This is a genomic window from Adlercreutzia faecimuris, from assembly GCF_022669055.1.
In the GTDB taxonomy this organism is placed as follows: domain Bacteria; phylum Actinomycetota; class Coriobacteriia; order Coriobacteriales; family Eggerthellaceae; genus Enterorhabdus; species Enterorhabdus faecimuris.
Window position 1 is genome coordinate 426976 of sequence record NZ_JAJMLW010000002.1, and the last position, 13568, is coordinate 440543.

A 13568-nucleotide genomic window follows, 5' to 3' on the forward strand; every position below is an offset into this window, starting at 1 on the left:
GCTGCCAGCTAAGGTTCGCCGACAGCGATGTTCCTTAGCTGCGAGCTAAGATTCGTCCGCGCTCTCGATGGCCTCCTTTTCGAGCGCGTCTATGGCCTTTGCCGTGTTGCGGGAGCGGCGAATATAGGCATATCCCGCTCCGGCGCAGCCGCAGATGGCGATGACGAGGAGGCTTGCGGCCACAGGGTCGACTTCAGCGAAGCCGCCTGTCTTGGGGTAGCCCTTGCCGGGCGATTCGGGCTCGGGCACCTCCTCGGGGAAGGTCACGGTCTGTCCCTCGTCGTCTATGTCCTCGTGGACAGCGATGATGGCTTCGCTCTCATCGGTCAGCTTCTCGAAGAAGACGATCGATTTGCCTGCTAGCTCGCGCGTGTCGAGGCTGACGGTGATGTCGATGGTGCCGTTGGGCGTCTCGGGGGTGAACGTGGTCATGCCGACCCTCGGCAAACCGTCGTCCCCTGTCAGCGCGGCTCCCGACGCCTTCTCCATGAGGGTGGTGAAGATGCGATACTCCTTGCCTGGAGTGAGACCCGTGTAGGCCACGGTGTCGATGAGGACGCCGTTCTCGGTGCAAGTGCCCTCGCTCGTGTTCGTTATGCCGTCGCGCGCCTGCGTGGCGATGTCCACCACGGCGACGGTCTGGTCCACATCGTCGATGTCTGCGTGGACCATGTACTCGATGCCCTTGAACTCCATGGTCTCGAACGCGACGAGCGACTTGCCTGCGAGGCTCGCGCTCTTGAATGTGAAGGTAACGTCCACCGTGCCGCAAGAATCCTCGGCTACGAAGGTGGAAGACGCCGTGATCCCGTTGCCCTCGTCGTCCGTTGCGGGCTCGCCTGTCGCCTTGTCCATGAGGAGTCCAGTCGCGGTGTATTCGTTTCCGGGGACGAGCCCGGTGTATTCGATCGTGTCGACGATGGTGAGGTCATCCCGCGCCTGGGTCTCATGGGCTCCCGTCTCGGGGTCGGCGGCCGTGGTCTTCATGGTCTTCGGCATGTTCTCAAGCTCGAAGGTGTAGGCCTGCGCCATCGATCCGGTGTCGTCCCATTCGATCATGCCCTGGTCGTTCACCTTGAAGTCGACGACGGTCGGGTTTCCCTCCTCGTCGACGTCGGTGATGGCGTAGCCCTCGGGTGCCTCGACCTCCTGCACGTGGTAGTTCCCGTGCTTGGCGTGGGCGAGCGAGATCTTGCCCTCCTCGTCGGTCACCAGCTCCTCGTCGAAGGTGCCCTCGTCGTTCCAGACGTGGAACTTAGCGCCTGCGAGCACCGTATCGTGGTCGAGCGCGTCGACCTTCAAAAGCTCGGGGTCGGTGGGAAGGTCGGTGACGGCTTCCTCGTGGTCGTAGACCGCGACCTCCTGGCCCGCGTAGTCGAGGGCCACCGTCTTCTCGGCCACGTCGAGCGCGTAGCCGTCGGTTGCCTTCGCCTCGTAGACGGTGTAGGTGCCCAGGTACAGCTCGGGGCTCGTGGCGCGACCGTCCTCGCCTGTGGTGAGCGTGGCCACGATCTCACCCTCGGTGGCACGCACGGTGCCGTCGGGCGTGACGATGGCCTCGGCCGCCTTCACGATGTAGACGGAGCCCTCCACGGGTTCGCCCGTCCAGCCGTCGGCCTTGGCGACGGTGATCGTCGCCTTCTGCGCCGTGTTGGGGAACTCTACCACGAGCGGGTCGTCCCAGCTGTTGTACTCTGCTCCCACTGTGAAGGCCTTGCCCTCAAGCTCCTTCACGTAGCCGCAAGGGGCCTCGACCTCGACGAGCGTGTAGTCGCCCTCCTCCAGCAGCATCGGCAGCGTGAGCTCGCCGCGCTCGTTGGCGATCCAGGTGTCGAGCACCTGGGTCTCTGGGTAATGGGCGGTGTAGGTGACAAGGTTGCCCTCCGAGTCGAGCAGCTGGAAGCTGCAGGGCAGCGGGATGCGCTTGCCGGTCTCTGCGTCGACCTTCTCGATCTTCAGCGGCGTCTGCGGGATGCGGTCGTTGACGAGCTGGGGCGGGTCGTACTGTCCCTCCTCGGTGATGGTGGTCTTCCAGTCGTCCACGGGAAGGAGCTCCTTGCCCCACTCTGCCTTGAAGGCGGACGCCACGTCCGCCGGGATCACCTCGTGCACCCGGTAGGTGCCGTAGGCGAGCGCCCCCGTCCAGGCGCTCGGCTTGCTCCAGCCGTTCACCTCGGCGTTGTCGTCCTTGGTGGTCGCGAGCCCGTTCTCGTCGACGGTGATGGTGCACACGCGGTCACCGGGCGCCACGGGCTTGCCCGACTCAGGGGAGAGCACGGGGTTCTCGCTGTCGTTGTAGAGCTCGAACTTCACTCCCGGCACGAGCACGCGCTTGGTCTCCTGGGGCATGTCCCCGGCGGGCTCGTCGTACACGGTGACGGCCACCTCCTTCACGAGGCGGAAGTCCCCGCGCTTCACGGTATCCGGCACCTGGGGCGAGTTGTACGTGTAGACGCTCTCGCCGACGGCGCCGTCGGGCGTGATGCGGATGCAGAACACCTTGGGATCCCCGCCGTGGCCGTCGTCGAGGTTGTAGCCTTGCGGCGCGCGCGTCTCCTGGATCAGGATCGTCCCGAGCGGGATGGAGGCGTCGCCGTTGGTCTGGTAGAAGAGGGGGTCTCCCGAGTGCTTGTAGTCGTCGGCCAGGTAGGCGAAGCCGTCGGCGTCGGTCTCGAAGACCCAGGTGCGAGCGGGCGCGCCCGACGCCTCCGCAGCCTCGGCCGTGGTGAAGTCCCCGGCGTAGTAGCGGACGGTGAACAGGCCTCCTGCGAGCGTCGCGTCGCCCTGCGGCGCAGGCTCTCCGGTGTCCGCGTCGATCTTGCCCAGAAGCATGCCGACCGGGTCGGATTGCGCGATGTCGGAGACCTCCCTGCCGTTCACGCGGGTCGTCTCGTCGGAGACGACGGTCACGGGATAGGTCTCGGGGTCGATGGCGTGCCCGGGCGCCGGCTTCGTCTCCTTGACGTAGTACTTGCCCGGTTCCAGGTCCTCAAGCTTCCCGTACCCCTCGTCGTCGGTCGTGATGGTTCCCACGGCCTCCGTCAGGCCGGAGTTGCGGTAGACGGTGTACACCGCGCCCTTCAGCGAGTAGATCGGGTTGCCCTCGCACATCTCGGGGTTTGCCGAGACCTTCTTCAGGTCGATGTGTCCGTAGGGTACGTACTTGAACGAGAGGATGATCTGCGTTCCCTCCCCGGTGTAGAGCTGGAATGCCTGGAAGCTGCTCGGCACCTCGCCCTGTCGTGCCGCGATCAGGCGGCCGGTGGCACTTGGGTTTGAGAGGTTGCCGGAGGCGTCGAAGCCGAGGATGTTGCTTCGCGCCCAGCTCTTGAACTCGGGGTTGCAGCCGAACAGCGCGTAGGACCCGTCGGATGTGTAGGTGTCCGACACGAGGATGTGTGCGCACGCTGCGTAGCGGGACGCCGTCATCTCGGTGCCGTCGTACCAGGTGCTCGGCCAGAGGCTCTTGTCGAAGCCGGGGCTGCCGTAAGCGAACCAGAGGTCGGCGACCGTTTCGGCCGTCCGCCCCGAGGGCGCGGAGAGGGCGCTCTTCGCGTACGTCCCGGGGCTCGGCGTGGCCGATTGCGGGTCGGCGCAGTAGGCCATCTCGCCGTCTGCGTACATCCATGTGGTGGAGTAGCCCCCGTAGGGGATCTTTCCGCCTGTGGTGAGATTTGCCGACTCGGCGCCGTAGGCGATGCCCGCAGGCAGGGCGGTCCCCACCGAGAGCAGCGACGTCACGGCGAGCAGGACGGCGAGCGCGAGGCGCACGGCTTTGGAGGCGAGGGCCTTGTCGATGCTGGATTCCATGGCGGCCTCCTTAGCGGACGGCGGGCTCGGCGTGCCGAGCCTCGCGGTCCTGGTTCTGCGAGGCCTCTCGCGCCTCCTTGGCCTTCTCGTCGAGGGAGGCGAGGAACTCCTTGCGGCCCTTGTCGACGGCCTCCTTGAGGGCGGCGGGCATGACCTTGACGGTGTCCTTCACGCCCTTCCCGCCCTCGTCCTTGACGGGGTCTCCGTTCTCGTCGAGCTGGGTGCGGGTGAGCCACACCTCCCGCTCCGCGAGGAGGGGGATGTCGCGGAAGTGCTCTCCCTTGAATCGGGAGGGGTTCACGAACAAGGGGCTGAACTGGTAGTAGCCGACATCCACTCCGTCGATGACGGTGTTCTTCGGCAGGGTCACCGAGTTGAAGGTCTTCTCCTCGCCGGTCCTCTGGTCGATGTAGGAGATGTCCTCCCGCACGAACTTCTCGTGCATTGTCAGGTACACGTGCTTCTTGTCTTCCATTTGTGAAGCTCCTTTGCGTCTTGATTGGTCTCTTCGGGCCTTTAGTGGAATGGCCCGTGGTACTGCTGATGCGCCTAGCCCATAGGCACCACCTCCTTTCGGTCGGGCATGTCGCTAGAACCCGCTCACGATGTCGCGCGCCCAGCTTCCGCTCTTCACGAGCGAGAGCACGAGAAGGATGCACATGGCGAGGTACTGCAGCGCGTAGGTGAGGCCGTTCGCGATGGCGTCGATGGGCGTGCCGGTACCGGGGTTCACGGCTACGATGCCGCCGAGGATCGCGGGGAAGCTGATGAGGAGCACGAGGATGATGAGGCCCGCTATGCAGACCGCCCCGAAGCTCTTGAGGTAGCCGATGCCGATCTGGCGCGTCTGGTCGAAGCCGAGGAACGCGAGCGGTATCGGGGAGAAGGCAGCCATGATGTAGAGCTGGATGGCGCGCGCCCAGCAGACGACGAGCGCGACGATGTAGGCGATCAGCACCACCAGCCAGCTGATGACCGCCACGACCAGCAGCGCGAGGAGCGCCGAGAGGTCGTCGTCTGTTGTCACGACGGACACCGTCGCCATGTCGAGAGCGCCTCCCGTGCCGAAGAGCGCCTCGACGCGGTCGATGGCGAGCCCTACCACCTCGTAGATCGCGGCCATGAGGTCGAAGCTGTGCTGGATGAGGAAGAGGAACACGGCGAAGAACACGAGCAGGAACACGACCTCCTTCACGCCCGGCATTGCCTGGTTGCCGTCCATGCGCTGCGATATCTCGATGAGCTTCAAGGTGAAGACGAGCCCGAGCACGCCGCAGCCGATGGGCACGATGGCGACCTGCCAGACTCCGCGCGCGATGTCGTACATGGACACGTCGCCTGCGGTCGTGAGCATGGTCGCGAAGGGCGCGGAGAGCACGCCCTCGGCACCGAGGGACCTCATTACGTCGGTCTGCGCGCCGAAGATCCAGTTGCACCAGTCGCGGAGCACGCCGCAGAGCCACGAGTTGATGTCGTCTGCGATGGACGCCCAGGCGGACTGGGCGGGAACGAGCAGCGCAGCGAGAACGGCGAGCGTGATCGCGAACGCGTACATGAATGCCCTGTTGTGGGCCAGCATCTTGATCCTCTGCATGCCCATCAGAGCGCCTCGATGGAGCCGTCGGCGTTCCTCGTCACCGACACGATGGTGGATGCCCCGTCGTCGAGCGTGAAGCTCGTGGTGGCGGTGTCGTTAGCGAAGTCGATCCACACCTCGGCGTCCCATATCGCGCGGGCGGTATCAGGCGATACCGCTGCGGCACGGGACGCGACGGCGGCCTCGACCTTCGCGGCGTCGACGCCGAGCGCCTCTTCGAGCTTACTGGTCACGCCTGTGAAGGATAGTGACTTGGTCTCGGTCTGGACGGAGGCATAGGTCGTTGCCAAGGCATCGCTTTCGATGAGGGTGCGCCCCGCCTCCTCGTGTACCGTGACGAGCACGGGGCTCGCCGCCTCTGTCATGGACTTGGAGGCGAGGACGGTGGCCGTGATGTCCCCGTTGGACTCCTCTTCCGAGTCGACGGTGAAGTACGTGACGGTGTTGCTGCCCTCCTTGCCCTCGACGAATGCTCCGTCGACGATGGTGAGCGTGAGCGTCGGGTCGTCCGCCCCCACCCATGAGGTGCCGACGAGGCCCGCGAGGCCGGAGACCTCGTCGATGTCGGCGGCCTCGTCGATGTCGGCAGACTCGGCCTCCGGGTCTGCCTCGCTGACGGCCTCCTCCCGCAGCACCGCCTCGGCGCTCTCGGTCTCCTGGATGTCCTCGGTCGCGAGCGAGCAACGCGCGACGCCCGATCCTACCAGCAGGAGCAGCGCTATTGCCGCTGCGGCTGCCATGATCTTGTTCTTCCTAGTCATGTCCGGATCCTTTCCCTATCTGATCTTGATGGCGCTCGTGAAGTACGACGCGCCGCTTGCGATGGTGCAGACCGCCCCTGTGTGCGGCTCGTGTATGTACTGGTCTCCTCCGATGTATATGGCCACGTGGCCCGGCCTCCAGAGGATGTCGCCCGGGCTCGCTTGCGAGACGGGGACCTTCTTTCCGAAGGCGGCCTGGGCCTCCGACTGCCTCGGTATCTGGATGCCTGCCTTCGCGTAGCAGTACTGCGTGAGGCCCGAGCAGTCGAGGCCTACCCCGGGCGTCGAGCCGCCCCACACGTAGGGAACACCCAGCTGGCTGTATGCGGCTTGCACGATGACATCGCCCGAGAGCGCCCCGCGATCAAGGTCCTCGACGCTCATCGAGTCGAACCTTCGCAGGTTGTAGGTGTCCATGATGGATTTCAGGCTCTCCACGTAGCTTGAGCTCGTGGCCCAGCCCGCGTCCTTCAGGCCCTCGGCCATCTTGTCGGACGACTTCTCCGATATCGCCTCGCGGATGAGTGCGTTGTTGCGGTAGTGGGACGCCTGCAGGAACACGCGGCTGCGGAAGCGTATGCACTCGACGTCGCCCTTGAACACCGTGAAGTACGCGGTGATGGTGGTGATCTCGCCGGGCGTGTACTCCTCCTTGGTGGACCATCCGGCCTTTCCCGCGACCTCGGGGGCGGAGGCGAAGCTCGCCGTCCATTTCATGCCGAAGAGGTTGTGGTCGCGCGTCGCAAGTTGGCTCATGGACTCTCCCTGGCCGGACTCGGCGATGATCTGGGCGATGGTGCAGCCTGCGGGATGCCCGTACTCCTCCTGGCAGCGGATGGCCTCCTCGACCATCTCGTAGGTGATGTAGGGCGGAAGGCCCTCCATGGATCGCTTCTTGTCCTCGGCATCCCAGAACCCGAAGAGCGCCGATACCATCTGGCCCACGAGGAGGGCTATGAGCACGAAGGCGATGACTCCGCAGAGGACCCCGCCCGCTGCGGCGAGACCGCTTCCCCCGAGCGTGCCCGCGACCGCCGTGCTCCCAGACGTCGATGCGGAAGCCTTGGCGGCCGTTCCCGCAGCTTGCGCTGCGGCGTGCTGCGTCGCCTGCGCCTGTGCGCCGCTCGCCCCTGACGCCCTGGCAGCCCCTGACTTCTTGGCACCCAGGGCGCTTGCGCGCTTGGCGGATCCTTCGACTTTGCCAGCAGCGCTTGCAGCATCGCTCTTGCGTGCGTTTCGTGCATAGCTCGCTGCGCGCTTGGTCGTCCTCCCGGCATCGTATGCGCCTTGGGCACCCTCGAACTCGTCGGTGTCGTCGAGCTCGGACACTGCTTCCCGCATTGCGATCTGGCGGGCGCGCAGCGCTTTGTCCTTCGCATCGGTCGGCTCGGCGTATTCGTTGGACGATTCGAGGTCTTTGGGTTCAGCGCCCGAACTCGATGCAGACACAGCCTGCTTTGCGCGCGCTGTCCTGTTGGCTTTGTCGCGCTTTCTCGACGCGCGCACGCCGAGCGCGTCTTCCCGCTTTGTGAGCACGGAGAGCTTCTGGGACTCGTCGTCCTTGACGATCCCTGCGCTCACGGCATCGACCTTGCGTGCGGTGACGATGTCCGAGATGGCGCTGCTATCCTGTACGAGCTCCTTTGCATCCATACGATCAAGCGCCCTTCCTGGCGTTGTCGTTGAAGGCCTTGGCGCGCTTTAGCTGCGCGATCTCCTCCGGCTTGGTGTTGAAGAGGTCGTAGAGCAGGCCCTTGGGGAAGTCGTCCCGGATGGGCACGCGCGCTCCTCCCGCCACGAGAAGGCCTTCTCCTGCCTTGATCGACTCGTCGATGTACTCCTTCTCGGCAGCGGAGAGCGAGAGCATCTCCGCCCACGACGCGAGGTCCTGGGCCGCCTGCTTGTGCAGCAGGCAGAAGTCCGAGTTGAGAACCATCGTCCGCGCGCGCTCATGGGTGAGCATGTGGGAGGTGTTCTGGGAGATGCCCGTGCAGATGAGGTTGAACTTGCGCCCCTCCGCCCAGAACTTCGCGAAGTAGTCGATGATGGTGGGATGGCCGAAGAGCGATTGCACCTCGTCGATGTAGAGCCAGGTGGTGACCCCTCGCTCGAAGTTCGCGTACATGCGGTTCCTCACGGTCTCTAGAGCTGTGAGCATTCCGAAGACGCGCATGTTGGTGGAGAGGTCGTGCAGGTCTATGTTGGTGATGCGGTTCGCGAATCCGATGTTGGACTGCCGGTTGAAGAAGGAGAGCGCGCCCGTGACGTAGCGCTCGTATCTGAGCGCGATGTCGCGCGCCTCGCCTTCGGGCTGCTGCAGCAGTATCCCGTGGAAGTCGGTGAGCGTCGGTGTCGCGCCGTCCTCGGCATGCCTTGCGTACGCCGCCTCGACGCAGCGCGTGATGATGGACTTGTCCGCCTCGGGCAGGCCCTCGGACGACTCCGCCATCATGGCTGAGGACAAGGCCAAGAAGGCATCGATTTTGAACGCGAGCTGCGCGGCGTCGGCGCGGCCCTCGACGTCGGTGAGGTCGAAGGGGTTCAAGGCAGTGTCGGCATCGGGCGCTAGCCGCACGTTCACGCCTCCCAGGGCCTCGATGAGGTTCCCGTACTCTCCGGCCGGGTCGAAGATGATGATCTCGTCGTCGGGGTATGCGAGCACTGTGTTGGTGATCTCGCGTTTCACTGAGAACGACTTGCCGGAGCCCGGCTTGCCGCAGACGAATCCCATGGGGCTCGCAAGCTTCTTGCGGTTGCAGATGACGAGGTTGCCGGACTGCTTGGACTGCCCGTAGTAGCCGCCTCCCTCCTGGTTGAGCTCTAACGAGGCGAAGGGCATCTGCATGGCGATCTGGCCCGTGGTGAGGTAGCGGGTGACGTCTATGTGGTTCAGCCCCAAGGGCAGCACCGAGTTCAGCGCCTGGCGCTGTCGGTAGTAGAGGGGCTCGATGCCGAGGGAGTTGCCCTGCCCGACCGAGATGATCTGCTCGACCTGGCGCTCAAGCTCCTCCACCGTGTCGGCGTAGGCGTAGACGAGTCCTGTGTATACGAAGAGGCGCTCGTTCTTGTTGCGCAGGAAGTCCAGGAGCTCTTCCGCCTCCTCCTTGGAGTACCGAAGCTCGGGCGGTAGGATCGTGTAGTCGTAGCCCTTCTTCATCGCGCTCATCTGCTCGTCGATGATCTCCTTGTCCATCCAGTCCAGCTGGCGCTTGACGAGCGCGAGCGCGTCTGATTGAGCGATGGGCTGGATATGGAGGTTCACTGAGAGCGGCATCGGCAGGTCGATGATGTTGGCAAGGTAGTGGTCCTCAAGCATCGAGCCGAACGTGCGGATCGAGAGCACGCAGCCGTACGTCTTGTCGACCTTGAAGATGTCTGATCGACCGTCCGGCTTGAAGTCTATGAGCGCCGGTGCGATGAGGTCCTTGGTGCGCACGTTCGATCTCGGGCTGATCTTGTCCCATGAAAAGGTGAAGGGCGATCGTGGGCGCAGCTGCGACTGGATCGCGCGCAGCCGCTCGGCGCCGTCGAGCGCGTGCGCCTCGCAGCGGATGCGGGAGAGCGTGTCGGTGACGTCTCCCTTGATCCGGGCGAGCTTCGGCACGGCCTCGTCTACGTCGGCAGCTCCCACCATGTAGGTGAGGTAGCGGTGGCGAGTGAGGTTCGAGACGCCCTCGCGCATCTTGTCGTTCAAGATCTGGTTGTACTCCCGGGCGTATCTCGCCGTGTCCTGGTCGGACTCCGGAAAGAAGCGCTTGTTGCCGATCTCCTCGTCGGGGATCGGGACGTTCGCTATGGTGAGCTGCACGGAGGAATCCGCGCCGAAGTAGTTGTAGAGCGAGGAGAGCACGGTGAAGATGTTCTGCTGGCTCTCCTTGCGCGCCGATTGGTAGGAGATGTCGGCGAACTCGACGGTTTGGGAGAAGAGCCCCTCCTCGACCTGGGCGATGCCGTCGCGATAGATGGCGTCGTAGCCGATGAAGGAGGATATGTCCCGCGCGGCGGCGCGCGCCCTCTTCTGGCCCGCGACCTTCTCCTCGTGCGCCTTCCTGCTGCGGTCGGCGTTCGATGAGCCACCCATCATCTGGCGCAGCATCCCAGCGCCAGCATGCGACCTCGCCTTGCTCCGGGCCGCCTTCCGCTTGCCCTTGAGCGCCTTCTTCTCTTCCTTTCGCTTCCTTGGATCAGATGTCTTCTTATCGGGATGGCTCATTGCCTTCAGCTCCTTTGCGTCGGGCTGCCCGTCTCGCGCGCCTTGTGGGCCTGCCCGCCTCGGCCTTCTGGAGGTCGGGGGCGGCGGGGCACGAGTAGAGCAGCTTCTGGTCTTTCAGGTGGTGGTTAGCGAGCAGCGGCGCGAACTTCTCCGCGCGCATGCCGAAGGGCCGCCAGAAACCGGCGAGCCAGAACGGGATGGATGCGCACATGACGGGAAGTGCTGCGTCCGCGACCTCGATGCCTATCCAGAAGTGGCATAGGGCTGCAACGAGGATCGCCGAGCCGAAGCCTCCTGCCACGCACACGAGCGTGCGGAAGGAGAGCTTGCCGACGATCTTCTCCTCGTATTCGCCGATGTCCTTCTGTATGGGGATCTGCAGTGACATGGCGACCACGCCCCTACGATGGGAGCCAGGATGTGTCTAGCATCCCGAAGTAGACCGCTGCGGCGATGATAATCGCGCCGCCCGCGATGGTGGAAATTGCGGAGGCGATCTGGCTGCCTCCCTGCTGTTCACGGATCGCCAGTCCCAGGCTTACCGCGCCCCATACGACGAGGAAACCGCCGAGGAAGGTCACGCAGCCGGAGACCAGGCTGATGATGTTTGCGAGCATGTTCTTTGTCCTTTGCGTCTTGATTGCCCGCATGCGCCCCTGAAGTGGAATGGGGCCCTTGCGGGCGAGGGTATAATTGGTAGTTGCGAAGGGCGCGATGCGCTCCTTTGCGTCTTGATTGGCTGCGGCGACCGGTGGTGCGTGGAATCATTGCCGGTACTTGGAGGCTTAGCCTGCCGCAGCTTACTCACTCGCCCATGAGCATCCCCTCCCTCCGCGCGCGATACCGCTTGAAGTCGAATGCGCCGCGCTTGCTCGCGGCCTCAAGCGACTCTCGCCTCGGGTGCGCATCCAGCGGGTATTTCTTGTCCAGGTAGGCCTGCGCGCCGTTGATGAGGACGAGCGCCTGGTCGCGGGGCATGCGGGACACCTCGCTCGCTTGCATGAGGTCGCGCTCGATGAGCCCGTAGTTGTGCGTGTAGGTGGGGTTCGCGCCGCGCGAGTCGTTCACGGAGACGTTGGCCACTGTCTGCTTGCCGATCATGTCCGCAATCTTCTGGTTTGTGTCCGCCGACTTGCCCCCGAGGTAGAGCAGCGTGTCGCATGCGTTCATGATGGTCGCCGCGTTGTTCTCCCCGTAGTTCTCGTCGAGCTGGGAGAGCGACTGGCAGATCATGGACACCGCGATGTTGCGGCTTCGAGTCACCGTGATCATCCGCTCGAAGTCTGGGATGGTGCCTATGTTTGCGAACTCGTCGAACACGAAGTGCACGCATCTGGGGAGAGCGCCCGAAAAGCGTGAGAGCGCCGCCTCGCAGAGGGTGTCGAGCGCCTGCTGCATGAGCAGCGCGAAGACGAAGTCGAAGGTGGAGTCCGTGTCCGACATCGAGCAGAAGACCGCCACCTTGGCGCGCGCGTCCCCCAGGTGGTCGAGCGCCATCTCGTCGTAGGCGAGCAGCTCCTTCATCTCGGCGATGTCGAAGGGCTTCATGCGCACGTTGCACGAGACCATGATCGACTTCAGGGTCTTCCCGGCGGCCACCTTGAACTGCTTGTAGCTCGCGAGCGCGAAGTCGTCCTCCGGACGGACGGGCTTCGCGACCTTCACCCAGGCATAGCCGCTCGATGCCGGCTGGAACTCTCGCGATGAGATGTCGTAGCCGCTCGACTCTGCCACCCTCATGAGCCTCTCGCCGGTCTCAATCTCGTGGAAGAGCATGTCGAGCGGGCTCATGTAGTCTTCGTCGTCCTCGCGCGCGTCGGCGAGCGCCAAGAGCGAGAGCAGCCCTGGGACGCTATGGTCCTCCTCGGGGCAGTGGAGCAGAAGGTACGAGATGAGCGCGGTGTAGAGGAGCTTCTCGGCGTTCTCCCAGAAGGGGTCGCCTGAGTGCTGGTCGTCTCCTGTGGTGTTGCGGATGAGGCATTCCACGAAACGGAGCGTGTCAGCCTCGCCCTTGATGTACTCGATGGGGTTGAAGTGGAGGGAGCGGGTGAAGTCGATGGTGTCGAAGGTGCGGATCTCGTATCCGGCGTCTTCGAGCACCCACCCCATGTCGTGGATGAGCGTGCCCTTGGGATCGGTGATGAAGTAGTTGGCGTTGAGCTGCATGAGGTTGGGCTTCACGAAGTAGCGCGTCTTGCCGGTGCCGGGGCCGCCTATGACGAGAACGTTGTTGTTCGTCTCGGTCCTCTGGTCGTGGGTCTTGTCGATGAGGCGTATTCTGGCGTGCTCGGTGAGCAGGATGTTGTTGTCGGCGTCCTTCCTGTCCGAGAACGCCTCCATTTCCTTTTGCGTCGCCCAGCGCGCCGACCCGTGCTCCTCGCCCTTGCGGTAGCGGCCGCGACGCTCCCACCAGCGCACCCATACGAGCCAGACCGCGCAGGCGCATGCCGCGCCGATGGCGAGTGGCAGGGGCTCTAGGGACAGCAGGGTGCCGCTTTGCGCCATGGACAGGGCGGCGCTTGCGACGTCGCCCTCCGAGTTGCCCATGGCGCAGAGGACGGCCGCGGCGGCGTCTCCTGCGAGGAACGCGATGGCGGAGAGCGCTGCGATGAGCGAGAGCTCCGCCCTCATCGGCTCTTCACCTCGACCCGCTCGACCTCGCGCGCGGCGTCCTTCGCCTCATGGGCGGCCTTTGATGCCTCGCGGGCTGCCTTGGCCTTGTCCTCAAGGGGCTCTTGGTCGCGGGCCTCCGTGAGCTCGATCTCGCGCGCCTCGCAGGCGCGCTCAAGCTCTGCATCCACATCTTGCTCAAGCCCGGCGAACACCTCGTCGACCTCCGGCGCGTCCGCGATGCGGAACACCAGGTGGTCGTGGCCGTCGACCTTCGCGAAGTCGTGCTCAATGGCCGCATCGTCGAGCCTCTCGCCAATGATCGCTTTTAGGCTCTCGTAGTCGGGGAGCTCCTCGAACTCGGACATGTCGAGGCGCGCGAACTCGCGCACCTTCTCGTCTTGCTGCGGGGCGGCGTCTTCCAAGTTCCCGCGAAGGTTCTGGATCGCGCCTTTGAGCCTCTCGGCCGAGGCGCGGAGCGCCTCCTCGCTCATGTCCTGGCCCATCCTGAGGAACCAGTCGAAGAGCTTCTCTCCCGACTCGTCTCCGAAATCGCTTGCCATTTCCTGCCTCCTTC

The 13568-nt window shown here is 64.5% G+C and carries 10 protein-coding genes; all 10 read right to left on the bottom strand.

The window, feature by feature from the left end; all coding sequences use genetic code 11:
- Positions 1 to 45 precede the first annotated feature (45 nt).
- Positions 46 to 3810, bottom strand: a complete 3765-nt coding sequence (locus LPT13_RS07000) for a VaFE repeat-containing surface-anchored protein (RefSeq protein ID WP_242164973.1) — start codon at positions 3808 to 3810, stop codon at positions 46 to 48.
- A gap of 10 nt (positions 3811 to 3820) precedes the next feature.
- The gene (locus LPT13_RS07005) at positions 3821 to 4285 is read right to left on the bottom strand and encodes a DNA gyrase (protein WP_242164975.1); all 465 of its coding nucleotides are present in this window, start codon (positions 4283 to 4285) and stop codon (positions 3821 to 3823) included.
- A 114-nt stretch (positions 4286 to 4399) separates the two neighbouring features.
- The gene (locus LPT13_RS07010; RefSeq protein ID WP_430622574.1) at positions 4400 to 5404 is read right to left on the bottom strand and encodes a VirB6/TrbL-like conjugal transfer protein, CD1112 family; all 1005 of its coding nucleotides are present in this window, start codon (positions 5402 to 5404) and stop codon (positions 4400 to 4402) included.
- Between the two features lie 5 nt (positions 5405 to 5409).
- A complete protein-coding gene (locus LPT13_RS07015) occupies positions 5410 to 6168 on the bottom strand; it encodes a hypothetical protein (RefSeq protein WP_242164980.1) in 759 nt (252 codons plus the stop codon).
- Positions 6169 to 6183: 15 nt separating this feature from the next.
- A complete protein-coding gene (locus tag LPT13_RS07020) occupies positions 6184 to 7131 on the bottom strand; it encodes an NlpC/P60 family protein (protein WP_242164983.1) in 948 nt (315 codons plus the stop codon).
- Positions 7132 to 7825: 694 nt separating this feature from the next.
- Positions 7826 to 10264 (bottom strand): VirB4-like conjugal transfer ATPase, CD1110 family, encoded by a 2439-nt coding sequence (locus LPT13_RS07025; RefSeq protein ID WP_430622575.1) that lies wholly within the window; start codon positions 10262 to 10264, stop codon positions 7826 to 7828.
- Positions 10265 to 10364: 100 nt separating this feature from the next.
- Positions 10365 to 10769, bottom strand: a complete 405-nt coding sequence (locus LPT13_RS07030) for a PrgI family protein (protein WP_242164987.1) — start codon at positions 10767 to 10769, stop codon at positions 10365 to 10367.
- Between the two features lie 13 nt (positions 10770 to 10782).
- Positions 10783 to 10998, bottom strand: coding sequence for a hypothetical protein (locus LPT13_RS07035; RefSeq protein ID WP_160325015.1), 216 nt, complete (start codon positions 10996 to 10998; stop codon positions 10783 to 10785).
- Positions 10999 to 11185: 187 nt separating this feature from the next.
- Positions 11186 to 13012 (bottom strand): VirD4-like conjugal transfer protein, CD1115 family, encoded by a 1827-nt coding sequence (locus LPT13_RS07040; protein WP_242164989.1) that lies wholly within the window; start codon positions 13010 to 13012, stop codon positions 11186 to 11188.
- Positions 13009 to 13554 carry a hypothetical protein gene (locus LPT13_RS07045; protein WP_242164992.1) on the bottom strand — a complete coding sequence of 182 codons (546 nt, stop codon included), beginning with the start codon at positions 13552 to 13554 and terminating at the stop codon, positions 13009 to 13011. Before LPT13_RS07045 ends, LPT13_RS07040 begins: the two co-directional genes overlap by 4 nt.
- Between the last annotated feature and the right edge of the window lie 14 nt (positions 13555 to 13568).